Annotated in this window: 14 protein-coding genes and 1 pseudogene; 12 read left to right on the top strand and 3 right to left on the bottom strand. The window is 45.0% G+C overall.

Annotated features, from left to right (window positions below):
• The first annotated feature begins 55 nt into the window (after positions 1 to 55).
• The 5 genes from F6K46_RS21755 (at position 56) to F6K46_RS21735 (ending at position 9,685) form a co-directional block, all read left to right on the top strand.
• Positions 56 to 511 (top strand): DUF6335 family protein, encoded by a 456-nt coding sequence (locus tag F6K46_RS21755; RefSeq protein ID WP_293060975.1) that lies wholly within the window; start codon positions 56 to 58, stop codon positions 509 to 511.
• A gap of 647 nt (positions 512 to 1,158) precedes the next feature.
• The gene (gene iscB / locus F6K46_RS21750) at positions 1,159 to 2,415 is read left to right on the top strand and encodes an RNA-guided endonuclease IscB (protein ID WP_293060973.1); all 1,257 of its coding nucleotides are present in this window, start codon (positions 1,159 to 1,161) and stop codon (positions 2,413 to 2,415) included.
• Positions 2,416 to 2,642: 227 nt separating this feature from the next.
• On the top strand, positions 2,643 to 8,432 hold the full coding sequence (locus F6K46_RS21745; RefSeq protein WP_366510742.1) for an alpha-2-macroglobulin: 5,790 nt from the start codon (positions 2,643 to 2,645) through the stop codon (positions 8,430 to 8,432).
• 194 nt (positions 8,433 to 8,626) lie between these two features.
• A complete protein-coding gene (locus tag F6K46_RS21740) occupies positions 8,627 to 9,439 on the top strand; it encodes a hypothetical protein (RefSeq protein ID WP_293060969.1) in 813 nt (270 codons plus the stop codon).
• Between the two features lie 105 nt (positions 9,440 to 9,544).
• A complete protein-coding gene (locus F6K46_RS21735; protein WP_293060967.1) occupies positions 9,545 to 9,685 on the top strand; it encodes a hypothetical protein in 141 nt (46 codons plus the stop codon).
• Positions 9,686 to 9,700: 15 nt separating this feature from the next.
• Here the strand turns inward: F6K46_RS21735 and thrC are convergent, their stop codons facing one another.
• The 3 genes from thrC to rimO all read right to left on the bottom strand — a co-directional run bounded on the left by thrC (position 9,701) and on the right by rimO (position 14,515).
• Positions 9,701 to 10,801, bottom strand: coding sequence for a threonine synthase (thrC, locus tag F6K46_RS21730; RefSeq protein WP_293060965.1), 1,101 nt, complete (start codon positions 10,799 to 10,801; stop codon positions 9,701 to 9,703).
• A gap of 188 nt (positions 10,802 to 10,989) precedes the next feature.
• Entirely contained in the window at positions 10,990 to 12,399 is a 1,410-nt protein-coding gene (locus tag F6K46_RS21725) for a DEAD/DEAH box helicase (RefSeq protein WP_293046746.1), read from the bottom strand.
• 793 nt (positions 12,400 to 13,192) lie between these two features.
• Positions 13,193 to 14,515 carry a 30S ribosomal protein S12 methylthiotransferase RimO gene (gene rimO / locus F6K46_RS21720; protein ID WP_075900003.1) on the bottom strand — a complete coding sequence of 441 codons (1,323 nt, stop codon included), beginning with the start codon at positions 14,513 to 14,515 and terminating at the stop codon, positions 13,193 to 13,195.
• A 1,087-nt stretch (positions 14,516 to 15,602) separates the two neighbouring features.
• Between rimO and btpA the strand changes: the two genes are divergently transcribed.
• The 7 genes and pseudogenes from btpA to F6K46_RS21685 form a co-directional block, all read left to right on the top strand.
• Positions 15,603 to 16,433, top strand: a complete 831-nt coding sequence (gene btpA / locus F6K46_RS21715; RefSeq protein ID WP_293060962.1) for a photosystem I biogenesis protein BtpA — start codon at positions 15,603 to 15,605, stop codon at positions 16,431 to 16,433.
• A gap of 217 nt (positions 16,434 to 16,650) precedes the next feature.
• On the top strand, positions 16,651 to 17,643 hold the full coding sequence (locus F6K46_RS21710) for a vitamin K epoxide reductase family protein (RefSeq protein WP_075900001.1): 993 nt from the start codon (positions 16,651 to 16,653) through the stop codon (positions 17,641 to 17,643).
• A 35-nt stretch (positions 17,644 to 17,678) separates the two neighbouring features.
• Positions 17,679 to 17,894: a hypothetical protein gene (locus F6K46_RS21705; protein ID WP_293060959.1), complete on the top strand. Its 216-nt coding sequence runs from the start codon at positions 17,679 to 17,681 to the stop codon at positions 17,892 to 17,894.
• Positions 17,864 to 19,141, top strand: a complete 1,278-nt coding sequence (locus F6K46_RS21700; protein ID WP_293060957.1) for an NAD(P)/FAD-dependent oxidoreductase — start codon at positions 17,864 to 17,866, stop codon at positions 19,139 to 19,141. The genes F6K46_RS21705 and F6K46_RS21700 overlap by 31 nt, the downstream gene beginning before the upstream one ends.
• A 352-nt stretch (positions 19,142 to 19,493) precedes the next feature.
• Positions 19,494 to 19,769 (top strand): effector-associated domain EAD1-containing protein, encoded by a 276-nt coding sequence (locus F6K46_RS21695; protein ID WP_293060955.1) that lies wholly within the window; start codon positions 19,494 to 19,496, stop codon positions 19,767 to 19,769.
• A 391-nt stretch (positions 19,770 to 20,160) separates the two neighbouring features.
• On the top strand, positions 20,161 to 20,715 hold the full coding sequence (locus F6K46_RS21690; RefSeq protein WP_293117337.1) for a hypothetical protein: 555 nt from the start codon (positions 20,161 to 20,163) through the stop codon (positions 20,713 to 20,715).
• 174 nt (positions 20,716 to 20,889) lie between these two features.
• Positions 20,890 to 21,160, top strand: a pseudogene (locus tag F6K46_RS21685) (hypothetical protein); the annotation flags it as partial.

Genomic DNA, 21,160 nt, shown 5'->3' with positions numbered 1-21,160 from the left:
AGTAGAAGGAGACTAGTTATGAATCAAACAATGACACTAATCAGGAGTAACGATTATGAAAGATTACAAGAACAACGATGTAGTCAACTCTTATGAAATGCTGAAACGAGAGGAAGGGTATACTGACAACCGTAATACAGAAGAAGTGTTGTTTGCAGACCTGACTGGAATAGAAGACCCTGACCGGATTTTTGAGGGTGTGGTTGACCGTGACACTGGGATGGGACGCACCTTGGAGAAGTTGAGAACTAGCAAACTATCCGGCGGCAATGTCACCGGTGGCGATATTTATGATAATTGGTATCAGGCTGCAGTGGTGGGTGAAGAAGCAGTTGGAGGAGAAACGCCCACTCCTGACCAAAATGTAACTGAAGACTTGCTGGAGTCCATGGGAATTTCTTCAGTTGATGGTGAAGCTGTCCAAACTCGGGACAAGTTAGAGGTTCGCGATCACCTCCGCTGGGAGTTGAACCCTGAATCTTCTGAAGATTACTCCCAACACTTGAAATAAGGTGTTGTTGGCAAGGGATGGCTTAACGGATGTGAGGGATAGGGAGAGGGATTGATGGTTTTTTTGGAATCTATTAGTTTGGGAATTGATTAGTTTGGGAATATCGGGACTTAACCAATAAAAAACCTCTAAAAGAGGGGATATTTGCTGGCAACTTTAGTTTTCCCCTCTAGTTAAATCCCGATAAATCAGACAACTACCACAAATTAAACAAGGAAACAATGATTATTTATAAAAATAAATATGTAATTTTATTACGGATTAGGTGGTAGTTATATACTACACATGAAGTATATAAATGGGTTGATAAATTGGACAAATTCACGTAAAGTCTTGAAAGTAATCTCAATCATAGAATAGTGAAAAAAAATTTACTGAGAAGCTTTCAATCTTTTTTGATGACAGTTATCCTAGTTAAAGCCTAGGCAATTCCCGGTAATTCCTGGAAATTGCCAGCTAGGATGCAGACTTAGTTTTCTACGTTGGTTTGGTTATGACACCCAAGAGTGAACTCCAGCTCTTGGCTCTGTCGCTAATCATTAAGGTGAAGGCGAAATGTGTGATTAGCCCAACAAGCCATTCCAACTTTGTCGTTCGCGTAGCGGGACGAAGTCCGGAACACTTTACCGAATTGAGACGCACTAATCATGCAGAATTACGTATTTGTCATTGACGCAAATAAACAACCATTGAATCCCATTCACCCAAGGAAAGCTCGCCGACTATTAGATAAAGGTAAAGCTGCCGTTTTTAGAATGTATCCATTTACAATCATCTTGAAAACGGCGATTAGCAATCCAACTATCTCGCCAGGTCAGATCAAGATAGATCCCGGCAGCAAGGTAACTGGATTTGCTTTAGTTCAAAACAACCAAGTCATTTGGGGAATGGAGTTAGAACACAGAGGAGGGTTTATAAAGAAAAAATTAGAGTCTAGAAAGGCGGTAAGACGTGGCCGACGTAATCGTCACACCCGTTACAGAAAGCCACGATTTCTTAATCGCAAACGTTCAGAGGGTTGGCTTCCACCCAGCTTAGAACACAGGGTTTCGACGATTGAAACGTGGGTAAAGCGATTAACCAAGTTTTGCCCGATTAATGAAATTTGGGTTGAAAGAGTTAAGTTTGACACTCAAAAAATGCAGAAACCTGAAATCAGTGGTGTTGAGTACCAGCAAGGAGAGCTAGCTGGTTATGAAGTTAGAGAGTACTTGCTAGAGAAATGGAGAAGGGAATGCACTTACTGCGGCAAACAATCCGTTCCACTGCAAATCGAACACATTCAACCAAAGTCATTGGGCGGAAGTAATCGAGTCAGTAATCTTTGCTTAGCTTGCGAAAAATGCAATCAACGGAAAGGAAACAAGCCCATAGAGGAATTCCTAAAAAATAAGCCAAGTTTACTCCAAAAAATCAAAACTAAAGCCAAGCAACCATTATTGGATGCAGCAGCGGTAAATACAACTCGTAACAAGTTAGTTAAAGTACTCCAGAATATCTTGCTTGTAGTTACTGGAACAGGAGCGCAGACCAAGTATAACCGGATTAAACTAGGTCTTCCTAAGCAACACTGGATTGATGCTGCTTGTGTTGGGGATATTGAGACCTTGGTCTTGAAAACCTATCAGCCACTGTTGGTTACTTGCAAGGGACAGGGAGGGAGACAGAAAGCAGCACTTAACAAATACGGTTACCCGATCAGACACAACCCATTGAAACCAATCAAAGGCTGGGTCACTGGGGACATAGCCAAGCATCAAAAACTAGGAATAGGCAAAGTCACCCCTAGAAGCAAAGGAAGCTTTGGATTTACCCCGTTAGGAACCAAGGGCTACAAAAGTTGCAAGCGTCAAGATATATCGGCAATACACCGAAAAGATGGATACACTTATCGCTTTTGCTAGTATAGCACTACCCATTAAGATTAGGACATTACTAAACTCCGAAACTTAATCATAGCTTACTTCTGACTTCTGACTTCTGACTTCTCACTTGCGCGTAGCGCTATATCTGCCGAAATTTACCAGGGAATACTTGTCCTGGAAGTTACTGCAACAACCGCCCTACCCTCAGGAGTTAAGGAAACTTCGCACAATCCTGCCAAATTCAAAAATCTGAGCTTTAATCAAAAATGGAAGCTCCAAGAGGAAAATCTAGGCACGCCATGGGTAGGGTAATTAAAACAGCCATAGGGTTATTACTGGGATTATCTCTCATCCTAGGAATAATAAGCTGTGATAGCGCTAAACTAACGTCAGGGTTTCAACCCTTACCAGCAGTTGCTCCCCTACCGATGCCTCAAATCCCAGAGTGGATTGAGCAAATTAGTCCCATCGGCATGGCTGAGCCCCTTTCCCAAATTCGGATTCGCTTCAAAGACCCCCTGATTCCCGTTGAACGCTTGGGAAGTCCGAATCAGCGGGAAATCTTACAGAAATTTGAAATCATACCCCCTATCCCTGGGAAATTTCGTTTCTTAACCCCACGGATGGTAGGATTCCAAGCTGACCAAGCTCTGCCTCTAGCCGCTCGTGTCCAAGTTACCATCAAAGCTGGATTAGCTGACCTCAACAATCATAGTCTAGAACAAGACTTAGCCTGGACATTCAATACTGCCCCGATCCAGTTAACCAATTTGCCAGCAACTCAGAGGAATCCAGAAGCGGAACCAGAACCAATTGCTCTGGAGCCTAAGTTAGAGTTTACCTCCAATACTCAATTGGATCTGGCTTCAGTAAAGGAGCATTTGACCATGACACCGAAAGGTCAGACTCAGAGTGTCAAGCTAGATGTCGCTCTTAAAGAACAAGAGGATGTTTCCTCAGAGTATAGGCAACCCGCTCAGGAATTTAACCCCTCCTTGCGGCAATGGATTTATACGATCACCCCTAAGCAACCCCTCACTAAAGCTACCGATTACAACTTAGCCTTTGCCCCTGGTGTGGGTCCCGCTCGCGGCAATATCCCTACCGAAACCGCTTTCGTTAGTCAAGTCAAAACCTTTGACCCCTTGACCTATAAGAAAATCACCTTTTACGGACAGCCAGAGGCGGGAGGCGCTTATGGACGGTTTGTGAAAGGGGCAGCTCAGTTGGAATTTAATAATCCTTTGCTGGCCTCTTCCGCCATGGAGAATATTACGGTTGAGCCTGCTCCCAAGGAAGCTCCCAAATTGGTGCAAGCTTATGATGGCAATCGATTCGTTAACCTTAATCCTTGGGCATTAGAACCAGAAATTACCTATACCGTTACTCTGGGTGCTAATCTCACTGACCAATTTGGGCAAACCTTGGGTGAACCTGTAACCTTTAAATACCAAACAGGGGATTTAGCAGGGGATATCTGGGCTCCCTCGGATTTGCATATCTTTCCGTCTACCCTAAAACGCAATTCCGAGTCCCTACAGTTGAATATTTCTACGGTCAATTTACCGCAACCAGAGTATAAAGCGGCTTATCGCATCGTTCAACCTACTGACTTGGTCTATAAAGATTCTGCTTATCCGAGTGGCAAGGGCAATGATTTATTACCGAACCCAAGTCAATGGGAGCGTTTCCGGGTAGCGGGAAAGAAAAATAAAACCACTAATATCGCGGTTTCCCTGAGGAAACGACTAGGAGGTCCAACGGGAATGTTGGCCTATGGGGTGCAAGGGAAAGCCAATCGCTATCAGGATGGGAATGGAAACGAAAAGTGGTGGGAACCAACCTTTTATGGCATGGTGCAGCTGACCAATTTGGGAGTGTTTGCGCAATGGTTTCCTGATTCCGGTTTAGTGCAAGTGAATCATCTGTCCGATGGTTCACCAGCAGCAGCAACGGTAGAGATATATAAGTCTGAGCTGAATGCTTCCTATCGAGGCACACCAAAACCCTGTGCGATCGCAAAAACTGACAGAACTGGCACCATCGCCCTAAACAGCCAGGCTCTACGGCAATGTATGAATGGGGCAACGCGCTTCACTAAAGGCCCGAAATTACTGGTAATAGCTAAAGAAGGCAAAGACTGGGCATTTACTCGAACCAATGAATATAGTGGGTATTATGGCTACGGGATTTATTCAGACTGGGACAATGGCAAACCCAAATCCCGAGGGACTATTTTCTCAGACAGACAGCTTTACCAACCAGGAGAAAAGGCTTGGTTCACCGCAGCAGCGTATTATCTCGAAAAAGATAACCTCACCCAAGACAAAAATGCATCTTATCAGGTCACGCTGGTAGAACCCAATGGTAAAAAGACAGACTTAGGCACTAAGAAAACCAATGAATTTGGTACCTTCTCCCTAGAATTACCCCTGAAAGAGAATCAACCCCTAGGTTTCTATACCGTTCAGGCCAGGGGAAGCAATGGGAAAGAAATTTCAGGTGGTTTCCGAGTAGCTGAGTTTAATCCTCCTAATTTTAAAGTTGACCTTACCCTTGCTCAAAAATTTGCTAACATGGGCGAGAAGGTGGACGCTAATGTCCAAGGAAATTATTGGTTTGGTTCAAATGTAGATGGGGGTAAGGTTGCCTATTATGTCACTCGCACCCCCGTCTACTTTACTCCAGAAGGATGGGAAGAGTTTTCCTTTGGTCAGCAGTGGTTTTGGCCACAGGAAAGACCGCAAGTTACCAGTGATGTCCTGCAAACTAATCAAACTTTAAGTGAGTCTGGGGAAAGTAGTCTAACTATTCCGGTGACGAAAGACCTGCCCTATCCCATGACTTACCGGGTAGATTCCCAAGTTACCGATGTCTCGAATCTGTCGGTATCCGATTCTAAAACATTTACAGCTTTACCTAGCGATAAACTAATTGGATTAAAAGGGGATTGGGTGGCGGATGCCGGAAAACCATTCCCTGTAGACGTGATTGTTACTGACCCCACTGGTAAAGTGGTCAAAGGACAATCAGTACGCCTGGAACTGCAAGAGATGAAATACAGCAGTGTCACCCAGGTCTTGGCAGGGAGTCAGCGAGAAAAGAATCAGGTGGAATACAAAACCGTGAAAGAGGTAACTGTCCGTTCCGGTAGTAGTCCGAAATCCATTAAGCTCACTCCTCCCTCATCCGGTTCTTATCGAATTCGCGCTAATTTTGCTAAGGCTAAAAATCACTTAGCAGCAACAGACTTACAAATTTGGGCAACCGGTGGAAACTCAGTGTACTGGGGGTCTCGCTATGATAACTCTCGCCTGGATATCAAACTAGACAAGGATAGCTATAAACCGGGGGAAACAGCTACAGCCTTGATTCAATCTCCCTATGCCCAAGGGGAATTGTATTTCGCAGTAGTTCGGAACAATACCCTCTATCGCAAAGTAGTCAAAATTAAAGGGGGTGCCCCAGAGATTAAGTTCAAAGTCACTCCGGAGATGGTACCTAATGCAGCAGTAGAAGCAGTAGTAGTGCGCCAAGGCAAACCCCTATCCCAAGTTGAGCCAGGGAGTGTAGAAAATCTGGTGCGGATTGGTTTTGCTCCCTTTAATACCAGCTTGGATGATAACTATCTCAAGGTAACAGAGACATTGCAGTCTAAGTCCATTGAACCTGGTGCTAAGCAAACCGTGGAATTAGCATTGCAAGATTCTAAGGGTAAACCAGTAAAGGGACAGTTTACCGTGATGGTTGTCAATGAAGCTATCTTGCAACTGAGTGGCTACCAAATACCGGATTTAGTAGAGACCGTGTATGCTCAGCAAGATATTTCCACTCGCTTCAGCGATAACCGTCCTAAGGTGGTGCTAGAAAGCCTAGCGACGCGAATGATGGAAAAAGGCTGGGGCTATGGTGGAGGAAAGTCTTCTGGCGCAGCTAGTACTCGGATTCGCACGGAATTCAAACCCTTAGCCTACTACAATGGTTCACTGGTAACAGATGCCAATGGTAAAGCAAGGGTAACCTTTAAACTACCAGATAACTTAACCACTTGGCGGGTGATGGCAGTAGCAACGGATGGAAACCTACACTTTGGGAATGGCCAGGCTACCTTTATCACCACCAAGCGGCTGATGGCTAATCCAGTATTACCTCAATTTGCTCGTCCAGGCGATCGCTTTAAAGCTGGTATATCGCTAATTAATAATACTGGGCAAACGGGAGATTTACAGATTAATGGACAACTGACCGGTGCCGTTCAGTTTGATGATGGTAAAGGGCCTACGCTGAATCAAAAAACCTCAGCCAAGACCGGAACCAGTGGTTATCGTTTTCCGATGGTAGCCAATAACTTGGATAAAGCTAAAGTCAAGTTTACGACTAAGCTCAATGGTAATCAGGATGGGTTTGAAGTACCTTTAGCTGTTAAACCGGTTGACATTACTGAGCAAGTGGTGGAATCGGGAGTAACCAGGACTCAAGTAAAAATCCCAGTGAATATAGCTAGTAACGTGGTACCTGACAGCGGAGGGTTAGAGATTTCCCTGGCTAGCACTCTGATTCCTGAGATTACTGCTCCGGCTAAGCAAGTCTTGGATAACGAAGACTTACCCTTCTTAGAACCGGTAGCAAGTAAATTAGCGATCGCATCCAATTTGGAAATACTCGGCAAACAATATGGTCAGACCTTTGCTGAGTTTAACCCTAGCCAACAAGGCACTGAGGCTATCAAACAGTTACAGAAACTCCAGCGACCAGATGGTGGCTTTGCCAGATGGCCCGGACAAAAATCCTCAGACCCCTTCGTCTCTCCCTATGCTGCTACTGCTCTAGCTCGGGCGAAAGCAGCAGGATTATCAGTAGATGCTGGGATGGTGAGCCGTCTCCAGAACTACTTGCAGAAAATATTGGCAAATCCTGGTCAGTATGATTATTGCAAGAGCGTAGTGTGTAAGAGTAAGGTGCGATTAGAAGCACTGATGGGGTTAGCAGAACTCGGTCAGACCCGCAGTGACTTCCTAGGATACCTTTATGAACAGAGCAGTAACTTCGACCGGGTCACTCAGATTAAATTAGCGCGTTACTTATTACAGTTTCCTCAGTGGCGGAGCCAAGCCCAAACTCTAGTCAATCAGTTTCAGGAAAGCATCTATCAAACTGGGCGTTCAGCTCGGATAAACTTACCACAAAGCTGGCGTTGGCTGGATTCTTCTACTACTGCACAAGCTCAAGCCTTGCGTTTATTTATTGCCCAAAACAGCTCAGCCGAGGTTCGCAGTAAACTATTACAAGGGTTATTAGAGTTACGGCGAGACGGCACTTGGCAAACTAGCTACGATAATGCCCAAGCCTTGAGTGCCTTAGTAGACTATAGTCGATTACAGCCTACACCCCCCAGCTTTGGAGCAACGGTACAACTAGCCGGGAAAAAACTTGGCTCAGCCCAATTCCAGGGGTATCAGAAACCTAGTCAATCGATTCAGGTTACTATGGATAAGTTACCCCGAGGTCGCCATGACCTAATTGTCAAAAAATCTGGTGCAGGGACTCTACACTACTTAACCAGCTATCGTTATCGCTTACAAGGCAATCAAGCTGGTCGGTTTAATGGATTACGAGTAAACAAGACCATACGTCCGGCTAATCAAGAAAAGGTGTTGCGAAAGATTGGACTGTATGCTCTCAAAGAGCCATTAACAGTACCAGCGGGACAAGTGTTTGATATTGGTGTTGAGGTGATTAGCGATCATCCAGTGGATCATGTGGTGATCGAAGATCTCTTACCAGCTGGGTTGGAAGCAGTTGATACTAGTTTCCAAACTGCTACCCCTTACTTCCAAGCTCAACAGGATAGCTGGCAAATCGATTATCAGAAAATTCATCGCGATCGCATTGTCGCTTATGCCGATCGATTGGAAGCTGGTGTCTATAATTTACATTATCTGGTGCGGTCAGTGACACCAGGAACCTATTTATGGCCCCCTGCTCAAGCACACCTCAACTATGCCCCAGAAGAATTTGGTAGGTCGGCTTCCTCTACGTTAGTGATTAGTGATTAGTTATGATTCAATTGTCCATTGTTAATTATTAATTGTTAATTACTAATTACTAATTACCATTATGCCTTTGCCTGAAATTGACAAATTAATACTTATTGAATACCCTTTTAAAGTTGATGGTGCTAAATCCATATCCGAATCAAAAACCGAATCCTCATAAAAAAACGAATGTCCGCCCCTTGGAGGTCAAGCTAATGTTAGAGTTCAATAAATCTTCAGCTATCGACATCGATAAAGAAAATTCGACAAAAACTCATAATCATGAAACCATTGAAACCGTTGTCAAAACCGAAAATAACGAAACTAACAAAATAGGCTTAACTGAGCCAAAATTTTGGTCGAAGCCACTGATTGGACATATCGCCATAACGTCTGTATTGGTTTTACTGATTACTGTAGGAGTCATCTTTCTGTATTCCTTAGGTAACTATCAAACTCAAAAGTGGTTGTTACCTCCAACAGAAACAGTTGCGTATACTGAAACCATCCCTGATGCTGCTCCCCTTGAACAAGAAAGAATTGGTGACCAAATCCAAGAAATCCAAGCGCGAGACCAAAGGCATTTTAAAATGATGACATTCTTCTACAACAATTACTATATGTCTAAGTTAATGACCTATGGTACAGCAATTGTAGCAGGAATTTGTTTACTCTTTATTATTCGTTCAGGTTGGAATAGTACTCACCCTTATGTGATTAATATCTTCGTAGTGGTTTCAGCATCAGCTATTCTGTTTGGAAATATTCCGGGATTATTCCGGTATGAGGACAGTATTGTCAATAACAAACAGTTATACCTGAACTATGCATCTCTACAGAATGAGGTAACTAGCTACTTGGTGACAGGCCAAGATATCGATGGGAATCCTAGAGAAATGAAATACTTTATTAATCACATTGATAAGGAATTAAGTCGATTAAATCGACTGCCAATTGGGTTTGAGAGAACTCCACTATTAAATTATCCCACTTTATATAGCAGCTCTCAATTGGATCAGGGACTTTAGTCCTGGGTTATAGGGAGTCGGGAGTCGGGAGTCGGGAGTCGGGAGTCGGGAGTCGGGAGTCGGGAGTCGGGATACAGAAAGGTAGCGCTATAAGACCATCGAACCTTGGCCAATAGGCCACGCTACGCCAACAACCGACGAACCTTGGCCTATTGGCCACGCTACGCGAACAACCTTCAACCGGTTAACCTTCAACCGGTTAACCTACCCTTCGGGAACGCCAAAGGCGAACAACATAACAACTGACGTTACCACTCATCTTTAAGCCTCTTTCGGCTTTAACCCCATCACCTCTGCCACAGCAGCAGTTGTGGGCTCAATCCCTTCTGTCAATGGGTTTTTGCTGTGCGCGATTGCAGTATCTGGATCTTTAAGACCATTACCTGTCAGTACACAAACCACGGTTGCTCCTGTGGGTACCTCGTCTTTTACTTTCAACAAACCAGCGACTGATGTAGCGCTAGCTGGTTCACAAAAAATTCCTTCTTGGGATGCCAATAACCGATAGGCATCTAAAATTTCTTGATCGGTAACGCTATTAAATGCCCCTTTACTAGCTTCTTGGGCTGCGATCGCTTTTTCCCAGCTAGCCGGGTTGCCCACCCGAATTGCCGTTGCAATGGTTTCGGGATGCTCTAGGACTTTGCCAGCGACAATCGGAGATGCTCCAGATGCTTGAAATCCCATCATTTGGGGTAAGCGATCGCATTTCCCCTGCTGATGGTACTCGCAAAATCCCATCCAGTAGGCACAAATATTGCCAGCATTGCCCACTGGTATGCACAGCCAATCAGGAGCATCACCTAAGTTGTCCACTATCTCAAACGCAGCTGTCTTTTGACCTTCTAAGCGATAAGGATTGAGGGAATTGACCAAGGTCACCGGATACTTTGATGCCATTTCCTGGACAATTTTCAAGCAGTCATCAAAATTTCCCTTAATCGCTATTACTGTTGCTCCATATACCAACGCTTGGGCTAATTTCCCCAGAGCCACATAACCATCAGGAACAATCACAAATGCCCGCATTCCCCCCCGACGAGCGTAGGCTGCTGCTGATGCCGAGGTATTTCCGGTACTAGCACAGATTACCGCCTGGTCTCCTGCTTCCTTAGCTTTTGAAATCGCCATGGTCATTCCCCGGTCTTTAAAACTACCGGTAGGATTGAGACCGTCATATTTCACCAGTACCTTTACTCCTCTGCCAATAATTTTGGCAATAGTGGGCACAGGAATTAGGGGAGTGTTACCTTCGAGTAAGGTTACCACTGGTGTGGAGTCAGTGACTGGCAAATAAGGACGGTAAGCCTCAACTAAGCCAGGCCAGTTGAGTGAAGTAGAAACAGACAGACTTAAAGCCACGTTTGGTTAGGGAAGTATTCAGGGTGAAGTATCAAGTGTGAAGTGTGAAGTATGAAGCATGAAGTATGAAGCATGAAGGTTATGATTTGTCAACCCTCCCATTGATTATTGTTGCTTACTCAGCAACTGGTATATTTTGCTACTTCATCCAATACGCCTTCATCCTTTACACTTCATCTTTGTCTATCTTATCTTGACTGATTCTGAATCACAGGCTTTCTGGGTTTTTCTGACCGATGGCGTTTGTCTGTGTTAAGCCGCAGTTTGGGACGTTCCACCATTCGTTCTTCGATATCGTCACTAATGGGGGGTTGAGTTTTGTCATAGAACAACTGCAATGCTGCCGCTGCGATCGCATGAGCATCATATTCTTCTTCCAACTCCCGTACAACTGGCAAGAAAGAAGCCATCCGTTCCCCTGATAAAGCTTCCCGTAACTCTGCCTGCAGTCTTTCTAAGCGCCGGGCCTCAATTTGTGAGCGGGTCGGAATCCGGGTAACTTCCAACCGTTGCCGCACCTTGCGCTCAATCTGGTAGAGTTTACGGCGTTCAAAAGGTTGAATCAGGGTAATTGCTGTTCCTGTCTTACCAGCACGACCGGTACGACCAATGCGGTGAATATAGCTTTCTACTTGATCCGGCAGGTCAAAATTGATCACATGGGTCAGATGATCCACATCTAGACCACGGGCAGCAATATCGGTTGCTACTACCCAACGCACTTGATTTTTCCGGAACCGATACAATAACCGCTCCCGCTGACTCTGACTCAAATCACCGTGGTACTCATCCACACTGTGACCAGCCGCTTGTAATTGGTTGGTTAGTTCAGCAGCAGCTTTTCGTGTTCGCACAAAAATGATTGAAGCTTCTGGGTCTTCCAGTTCCAGAATCGGATGGAGAGCCCTGATTTTTGAGCAGCCACGGGGTACCATGTAAACTCGCTGTTCAATGCGCGCTGGTGCTGCTTTCGATTGCTGAACTTTAACGGTGACGGGGGATTTCAGGAACTTGCTGACTAGGTCCTGAATTGGCCGGGGCATAGTTGCTGAGAAGCAAGTAGTCTGACGCTCTTCGGGAGTCTGTTGCAGGATTTTCTTAACATCATCGATAAAGCCCATGCTTAACATTTCATCAGCTTCATCGAGTACCACCCAGCTCAGGTTTTCCAGCTTCAGGTCTCCCCGGTCTAGCAAGTCAATCACCCGTCCGGGAGTTCCTACCACAATCTGAGCGCCTTTGTACAGCATCCGAATTTGCCGCTCAATGGACTGACCACCGCAGACGGTTAGTATATGCAATCGACGGTCCTCACTGAAGTCCCGAATCGCTTGGTTAACTTGCTGCGCTAACTCTCGGGTTGGGGTTAGAATTAAGGCTTGTACGGTTCGCTTGTCCAAGTCAATGCGATCTAGCATTGGTAGGGAAAACGCTGCTGTTTTGCCAGTACCGGTTTGAGACATACCGAGTACATCATGGCCATTGAGCAGTTCAGGAATAGCTTGGGCTTGGATAGTAGTAGGTGTAGTGAAGCCGATTTTTTCGAGTTGGCTTACACAAGCTTCAGACAATCCCAGGCTTTGGAAAGAAACGGTCATAAGTTATTTTTCGATTTTTCGTTGGTTAGTTGTGGTTTTTTTCTGGTAAGTCAGAAAGTTAGTAGTTGAACGTGTGAGGAAACACTGTCATGGCTATAAAGACAGTGAGCCTTCAGGTTTTACTCACCATGGTTTTTGCCTTGACAAACCTATGATGAGATTAGATGAGTAGAAAGCGGTTTAGTTTCCACCCATTTGGTTAGGTGCGCTTTCCGTTGGCGAATTAAATTCGCCACGGGTCGCACCTGTTGATAGGCATCAACTCCTAAGTTGCACCTTGTCCCATAGGCAGTCGCGCTTTGGCTTAAACCCCCTCAGGTCGGGGCTGCATCGCGCTTCACCATCAGCTGGGGTCTGTTGCGACCTATTTAGTGTGTCTAAAAGCTTGAGATTAGGTTCATCCCACTAGAACACGTCTTACAGACGCAATGGTTAATGCCCTAGACACAGTTGTCAGGTTGAGGGTGGCTCCTTAGCTAGGTATTGCCCGTTGGATTGGGGTGGGTTAAATCATCCCAAATTTGACCCTCAAAGCTGAATTGATGCACCGCTCAGCTAGTTTTTACCCCCTAAGCAGGTCTTTTAAGTGTGCCGTTTACGCTGCCGTTTAGTGTGCGCTTTAGTGTGCCATTACTATGGGCGACAGACACCTGCTTTTGATAAGGCTAGAGGCCTTGTGAAAAGCTCCATAATCTAAAAGACCAAGGATTATGTCTGGTTCAGGATTGACCAGATTACTTCCCCTAGTGGTGGAGTTTTTAATTCCAGCCCCTAGTTAAAGCCTGTGGCTTGTTTACGGAGGTAGTACTACAGAACCATACAAGTCGTAGACATCAGAATCAGTAATTTCTACTGTTACTATGGTTCCTAAAGAGGCATCACCTTGAACGTAGACCAATCCATCCACCTCAGGGGCAAATCTGGCACTGCGACCAATAAATTCACCCGTTAAGGGATTTTCTTGTTCTATGAGAACATCAACTATCTTGCCCAGACAGTTTTGATTTTTTTTCAAGGAAATCGGTTGTTGAACTGCCATCAGGGCATCCCGTCTGGCATCCATCACCCCTTGGGGCAACTGATTAGGCAATTTGTATGCTGCTGTTCCCTCCTCCGCAGAAAAGGTAAACACTCCAACATGGTCAAATTCATGATGCTGGACAAATTCCAGCAAGTGTTCAAAGTGCTGCTCTGTCTCGCCGGGAAACCCGACAATAAAGGTGGTTCGCAACACTGCATCAGGAAGTGCAGTTTTTAGTTGCGTGATTATAGCGTCATTTACTCGTCCCTGCCAAGGACGGTTCATGGAGCGGAGGATTTCTGGATGGGAGTGCTGTAGAGGCAAATCGAGATAAGGAAGAACATTATGAGTTTCGTGAATGGCTTTAATCACGGATGGGGTTAAACCCGTGGGATAGGCGTAGTGGATCCGAATCCAGGGGATGTCTACTTCACCTAATGCTCTCAGCAGTTCTGCTAGTTTGGGTTTGCCGTATATGTCTAAACCATAGTTGGTGGTAATTTGGGAAATTAAAATCAGCTCTTGAACCCCTTGAGATGCCAACTGCTCAGCTTCCGCAACAATAGATTCTATGGTACGCGATCGCTGCTTTCCCCGGAGGTGCGGAATGATACAGAATGAACAGCGGTAATCACAGCCTTCTGCCACCCGCAGGTAAGCCACCCCTTCAGAAGTTGTTCGGTAGCGTGGCGTTGTTTCGTCAGCAATGTAGGTTGGTTCAGTAGAAACCTCTTGAACGCGATCGCCTGTTTCTACTCTTTGGATTACATCTACTATTTTATGGTAGTCCCCGGTGCCCACCACTGCCACTGCCTCTGGCAACTCTTCCAATAATTGGCTTTGGAAGTGTTGAGCCATACAGCCGGTGATCACAATTTTTTGATCAGCTTCCGCCAGTTCTACCAGCGTGCGGACTGATTCTCGCCGCGCTTCTTCTATAAAACTACAGGTATTTACAATAACATAGTCAGCTAATTCGTCATTGGCATCAACCTGGTATCCTGCCTGAACCAGCAGACCCAGCATATGTTCGGTATCAATGCGATTTTTCTCGCAGCCCAAGTGAGATATTGCTACAGTTGGCTTTTTGCCCATTCATTAATCATCTTATTATATTTACTACCGCTTAGTCACATCACCTACTGCCCTTTAGCAGAACCTTACACCATTGATTAAGCTTGGTGTGATTGAGCTTGGTGTGATTGAGCTTGGTGTGATTGAGCTTAGTGTGTAAGTGATGTGCTCAACTTCTATATCTGCTCTCCTAATCTACTAGTACTGATGTTCCATGTTGATTTCACTATGAAAACCTATACACTCATTCTAAATTAAATTTTATTAAAATATTCAAAAAAATATGAGGAAATCTAAAAATATCCCTCACAGAAAATCATGGGTTTCTTGATGCAGTCGGTCTTGGGGGTTTCCCCCATGACCGCGCTGCATCCCTCACGTAGTGTCTCCAAAGGAGAATCGCGGAGATCATGACTCCAACTGACCCGGGTTGGTCACCTCGGTCTATGGGGGAGCGGGGGGCTGAGCTCCTACAGGGATTAAATTGAGTAGTGCTGATCTCGGCTGTTCACGAATTCCGGTCAGAAAGCTGAAAGTTGACAGGACAAAGGTACAATCTACTGGTACTATATATAATCCTACTTTACCCTTGAGCCAAAATCAGTAGGCATCAAAAACAGATGTAGTCGTTTTAGGGCTAACCTCTGTTAACCTACCACCAATCTCTTGGTGCGCGTTGGGTGTGGGCGTTGAACCTCGGGCCTTGTCAGCCATGCAAAGCGCGAGTGGGGGAAACCCCCTATTCCCTTGCTGCATCGCTGTCCCACCGCTAGAAATGGTCTTCAGGAATTAAGGTGCTTGCTTTGGGGATAGCACTGACCGATACAATTGGTTTGAGCGACTGGTTTTAGCAACCGGTCGAACTAAATCCCAGGTTTAATCAAAAAGGTAAGCACCATAGCTTTACCATTAATGCCAGTGGTAGACCGATGCCAGAAAGCGATGCAGCGCGGTCTTGGGGGTTTCCCCCATGAGCGACTGCATCAAGACAAGGCATCCGACCCTACTCTCAATTCCCAAGTTTTCTACAGGGGGCGCTGAGGCGCTCTATCTGTAGCTTTTCCTCCCCGCTCCCTGATGAGATGGGGCTTCCAAACATCCCAGGATTGTGAACTTAGAGCAAATTTTCCAGACACCGAATCCGATCATAGGAGTTGTGCATTTGCTGCCACTCCCTACTTCCCCGCGCTGGGGGGGTAGCCTGCAAGCTGTCATTGACCGAGCCGAGCAAGAGGTCACCGCCTTAGGCTCTGGTGGAGTGGATGGGGTGATTGTTGAGAATTTTTTCGACGCCCCATTTACCAAAAACCAGGTCGATCCAGCAGTAGTAAGTACCATGACGATCATAGTCGAGCGACTTATGAACCTGGTTCCTATACCAATAGGGATCAATATTTTGCGCAATGATGCTCATAGTGCTTTGGCAATTGCTACTTGTGTAGGGGCTAAATTTATCCGCGTTAATGTTCTGACTGGGATTATGGCAACAGACCAGGGGTTAATTGAGGGACAGGCTCATACACTCTTGCGCTACCGTCGGGCACTGGGTAGTGATGTTAAGATTCTTGCTGATGTTCTAGTCAAACATGGACAACCTTTGGAGTCACCGAATATCACCATAGCTGTACAAGAAACCATAGAGCGGGGGTTAGCTGATGGTGTGATTCTCTCTGGCTGGGGAACCGGTACTCCTACTAATCCCCAAGACCTGGTGTTAGCATCGGCGGCGGCTAAGGGCAAACCAGTGTTTATTGGCAGTGGGGCTAATTGGGAAAATATCTCCACCCTGATGCAATATGCTGATGGGGTAATTGTCTCTAGTTCCCTCAAGCGTCGTGGACAAATTGATCAACCTATTGATCCGATTCGGGTCAGTCAATTTGTCGAAGCAGTACGCAGTAGTGTGTCTGCTAAACAAGAAGAAAAACCAATTGTTTGAAAGTTGGTCAGTTGAAGGTTGAAGGTTGGCCGGTTGTTCGCGTAGCGTGGCCAATAGGCCAAGGTTATCAGGTTGTTCGCGTAGCGTGGCCTATTGGCCAAGGTTGAAGGTTGACTTTCAACAGTATGTCACCTTGGTTTCTGTCTATTGGTTGTTTGACTTGATAACGTAATAGTTAGAACTTTCAAGCAACCCCTATTCCTCATTAATCTAGATTATGAGTGTGAGTCGTCGGCGTTCTGCCCCCTGGATTTATCGTTGGTCCCGTCAGCTGATTGCTGCGATCGCTGTCGTGGGTGCCCTGTTAACTGCTTATCTGACTGTGGTTAAACTGACAGGTGGTACTGCAGTTTGCAGCGCGGGTGCAGCTAATGCTTCCAGCTGTAATGATGTTCTTTCCAGCCCTTATGCTAGTATATTTGGTCTGCCACTAACCTTGTTTGGTTTCTTGGCATACACCAGTATGGCTACATTTGCCTTGGCTCCCTTGTTAGTAAAGGGAGACCCAAAGAAAGGACTTCGCTCAAAACTAGAAAATTGGACTTGGTTACTGCTGTTGGCAGGTGCAGCAGCTATGACAGTGTTCAGTAGCTACTTGATGTACTTGCTGGCATTTGAGATCCAAGCACTCTGTATATACTGCATCACTTCAGCATTATTTGCCATTAGCCTGCTAGTCCTAACCCTTGTGGGTCGCAGTTGGGAAGATATTGGTCAAATTTTCTTTATCGGTCTGATCGTGGGCATGATCACCTTGGTAGGTACCTTAGGCGTTTATGCTAATGTTGGGGAATCCGTGGCTACATCAGCAGACAATGGTGGTCCAATTCCCACAGCCTCTGGTGCGCCAAACGCAGCGATTGGTGGCTGGAAAGTTAACACAACCTCTGGTCAATCGGAAATTGATCTGGCGCGTCATTTGACTGAGGTTGGTGCTAAGAAATACGGAGCTTACTGGTGTCCCCACTGCTATGAGCAGAAGCAACTGTTTGGAAAACAGGCATTCTCTCAAATAAATTATATAGAGTGTGCTCGTGATGGCAAAAATGCTCAGACAGAAGCTTGTATCGCTGCTGGAATTAAATCCTATCCTACTTGGCAAATTAATGGCGAATTGCTCCCTGGTGTCCAAACTCTAGAAGAATTGGCTAATGTCACTGACTATAAAGGCTCAAGGGACTTTAAGTACTATTTGCCAGGACGATCCTAATTGGGAAGTGTGGGAAGTGTGGGAAGTGTGGGGAGATGGGGAGATCGGGAGATGGGGAGATCGGGAGATGGGGAGATGGGGAGATGGGGAGATTTTTATTAAGGGTAATTATCGGTTCTCATATTAATAAGGTAAACAAGATTTTTTCCCTGTTCCCGATTCCCGATTCCCGATTCCCGATTCCCGATTCCCGATTCCCGATTCCCAATTCCCGATTCCCTTGGATAATTCACAAAATCTCAATGTCGTAGTCATTGGTGGTGGAGCCGCTGGTTTTTTTGGGGCAATTACCTGTGCAACTACTCATCCCCATACCAATGTCACTCTGCTAGAAGCCTCACGCCATCCATTATCGAAGGTGCGCATCTCTGGTGGTGGACGGTGTAATGTTACTCATTCTTGTTTTGATCCAGCCCAATTGGTCCAAGCTTACCCGAGGGGAAGCAAAGCATTGCGAGGGGCTTACACCCGCTTTCAACCGAAGGATACCATTGCTTGGTTTGGGGCTCACGGTGTTGAGCTGAAAACTGAAGCGGATGGCAGGATGTTTCCCATTACAGATAGTTCGGAAACTATTGTTGATTGTCTCTTACAAGTGGCTAAGAGGGCAGGGGTGAAGATTCGCACCAGTAATCCGGTTAAGTGGATCTCTCGGCAATCTTCCCAACACCCGACTCCTGACACCCCACACCAGACCCCAGGAGGATTTGAAATTGGGTTGAGGAATGGTGAGACTATAAAATGCGATCGCGTTTTGATTGCTACTGGTAGCAATCCCCTAGGCTACCGTTGGGCAAAAGCCTTAGGTCATACCATCGAAACCCCCGTTCCCTCTCTATTCACCTTTAATATCCCAGACTCCCGTTTACAGGATTTAGCTGGGGTGAGTGTTAAACAGGTCTGCCTCAAATTACCCGATGCTGGTAAAACCTTGAAAGAACAAACGGGACCATTGCTAATTACCCACTGGGGTTTAAGTGGTCCAGCAGTACTCAAGCTTTCTGCTTGGGGGGCGAGAGTGTTGCATGAACACCATTATCAAATGCCCTTGTTGGTGAATTGGCTTCCTGATTACAATCCAGACCGATTGCGTAAATTACTCCTGGATGTTAAATCCCAGTTACCTCGACGCTTCATTACTACTAGTTGTCCCATTCCTATCCCAAAGCGCCTTTGGGTGAGCTTAGTCACTAGTGTGGGAGTAGGAGCACAAAACCGTTGGGCTGAGTTATCGAAAAAAACCGTACATCAGTTAGTTCAAGAACTGACTCAAGGACGCTATTTGATTCAAGGTAAAGGGGTTTTTAAGGAAGAGTTTGTTACTTGTGGTGGTGTTAGTCTCAAAGAGGTGAATTTTAAGACTATGGAAAGCCGCCAATGTCCAGGTCTTTACTTTGCTGGGGAAATTCTCGATATTGATGGAATTACCGGGGGATTTAATTTTCAGAGTGCTTGGACAACGGGTTGGTTGGGAGGTCAAGGGATTGGTAATAGTTAGTAACGAAAAGTTTGTACAACAGTTAATTGATTTGCGGTATCAGCAAATCTAGAAAGCGTAAAAAAAACACCACTAATGTTTCGTAATGTGACAGTTAACCTTAATCAGCGTTCTGCCAAATTCTGAACTTCTGTATTTCTATGTTATTATTACCATGGATAAATATAACATAGCAGTCAAAATATATCCATTCCTTCTCCCATAACTCAACAACTGAGGTGGTTGTTGGTGCGATCGCTAATTATTTTGACTATACTGAATAGATTACCTTGGATCGAAGAATGGCTGACTTTGAGACGGAGTTGGCGATGCTAGAAGCCCAAGAGACAAGATAAGTGAGTCTTGGAATAATATGAATTTATCTGGTCAGCAGCGAAAACAACTACAAGAAGCTTTAATTAAGGCTTTTCCTGATAAATCATCCCTAGAGCAAATGCTATCGTTTGAATTAAATAAAAATTTAAACGCAATTTCTGGAGGAGCTAATTTAAAAGAGGTTGTTTTTGAATTAATAAAAATAGCAGAAGCTGAGAATTGGATCAAAGACTTAATTTATGGTGCACGAGAGCTGGGGGGGCGACGATATGGCTTGAAACAATTGATACGTCAGGAGTGTAACGATCTGTGATAGAAAAAGATAGGTCTTTTATTGTCAATAAGACCTATCTGTTGCAAATGTTACCCTTATTCTATCAAAAGCCTCTAAAAATTCAACTAAAGTATCGTAATTTTATTTTATTAAATAGTTTAGTGATGCTTGTACAATCAATCAAAAGAGAAAGCAATTGAAAAGTTAGCAAATGCTTTACCTCTTGGAATAAAGTTTGAAAGTAGAAGAAAAAGAATCCAGCGTTTTTTGTCTTGATCAACTCTAAGATTTGAAACTATTTGGTTTCCTCTAATCGCTAGTTTACTAGAAACATACTTTGAAACAGATGAACTAGTTTATATAGCAATTGACCGTACGAATTGGGGGAAAATAAATCTTTTAGTAACTCGCCTGATTTGGGATAAAAGCGATGCAGCGCGGTCTTGGGGGTTCCCCCCATGAGCGACTGCATCAAGACAGAGCATTGCCAATATACTTGACTTTGATGCCAAAATTAGGCAGCAGTAATAGTAAAGAGCAGAGCAGTCATCTATCAACAATAATTCCCCTTTTTAAAGATTATAAAATTTGCCGATTGGGAGATAGAGACTTTTGTTCTGTTAAGCTAGCGAAATGGTTGTCAGGAAAGTCTGTATACTTTTGTTTACGTCTCAAAAAAAATGAGTTTATTGAAGTCAAAAATAAAATTTGGATTGAGTTATCAGAGCTTGGGTTAGTGCCAGGAACGTCAGTCTTTCTTCAAGGAGTAAAAATAACTAAAACCAAGGGATTTAGCCCTTTTAACGTTGCCTGTAAATGGAAGCGTAGTATTTCCGGATTTATCTCCAAAGAAGGATGGTTTATTATGACAAATTTAAATTCCTTAGACTTGGCGATTGCTGCTTATAAGAAACGATTTGGCATTGAAGAAGCGATGCAGCGCGGTCTTGGGGAGGCAGCGCGGTCTTGGGGGTCTCCCCCATGAGCGACTGCCGTGGTTTCCCCCACTCGCTATTGCATCAAGACAATGTTTAGAGATTTTAAAAGCGATGCAGCGCGGTCTTGGGGAGGCAGCGCGGTCTTGGGGGTCTCCCCCATGAGCGACTGCCGTGGTTTCCCCCACTCGCTATTGCATCAAGAACAGGAGGCGATAACGCGCGAAGACACTAATGTCTATGGTGATCGGTTGATTTCGCTAATTTTATTGATATCAATAGCCTAGACTTCGGCTACTATTCAAGGACAGCAAATTAAAGCGATGCAGCGCGGTCTTGGGGAGGCAGCGCGGTCTTGGGGGTTCCCCCCATGAGCGACTGCCGTGGTTTCCCCCACTCGCTATTGCATCAAGACACGAAAAGGAATTCAAAAATATATCGGTAGAGTAAAAGAAGATGGCCGTTCACAACGACGACACAGTAGTTTTTCTATAG

This window comes from Moorena sp. SIO3E8 (assembly GCF_010692445.1).
GTDB lineage: Bacteria > Cyanobacteriota > Cyanobacteriia > Cyanobacteriales > Coleofasciculaceae > Moorena > Moorena bouillonii.
Note: the sequence above shows the minus strand (reverse complement) of the source record. Positions and strands in the feature narration are given on the sequence as shown.

Excerpts from the sequence above, each read along its gene's own strand:
- F6K46_RS21710 (WP_075900001.1), top strand. The coding sequence starts at position 16,651 with ATGAGTGTGAGTCGTCGGCGTTCTGCCCCCTGGATTTATCGTTGGTCC.
- F6K46_RS21690 (WP_293117337.1), top strand. The coding sequence starts at position 20,161 with ATGCAGCGCGGTCTTGGGGGTTCCCCCCATGAGCGACTGCATCAAGAC.
- F6K46_RS21695 (WP_293060955.1), top strand. The coding sequence starts at position 19,494 with ATGAATTTATCTGGTCAGCAGCGAAAACAACTACAAGAAGCTTTAATT.
- F6K46_RS21745 (WP_366510742.1), top strand. The coding sequence starts at position 2,643 with ATGGAAGCTCCAAGAGGAAAATCTAGGCACGCCATGGGTAGGGTAATT.
- F6K46_RS21705 (WP_293060959.1), top strand. The coding sequence starts at position 17,679 with ATGGGGAGATCGGGAGATGGGGAGATCGGGAGATGGGGAGATGGGGAG.
- iscB (WP_293060973.1), top strand. The coding sequence starts at position 1,159 with ATGCAGAATTACGTATTTGTCATTGACGCAAATAAACAACCATTGAAT.
- rimO (WP_075900003.1), bottom strand. The coding sequence starts at position 14,515 with ATGGGCAAAAAGCCAACTGTAGCAATATCTCACTTGGGCTGCGAGAAA.
- F6K46_RS21725 (WP_293046746.1), bottom strand. The coding sequence starts at position 12,399 with ATGACCGTTTCTTTCCAAAGCCTGGGATTGTCTGAAGCTTGTGTAAGC.
- F6K46_RS21755 (WP_293060975.1), top strand. The coding sequence starts at position 56 with ATGAAAGATTACAAGAACAACGATGTAGTCAACTCTTATGAAATGCTG.
- F6K46_RS21740 (WP_293060969.1), top strand. The coding sequence starts at position 8,627 with ATGTTAGAGTTCAATAAATCTTCAGCTATCGACATCGATAAAGAAAAT.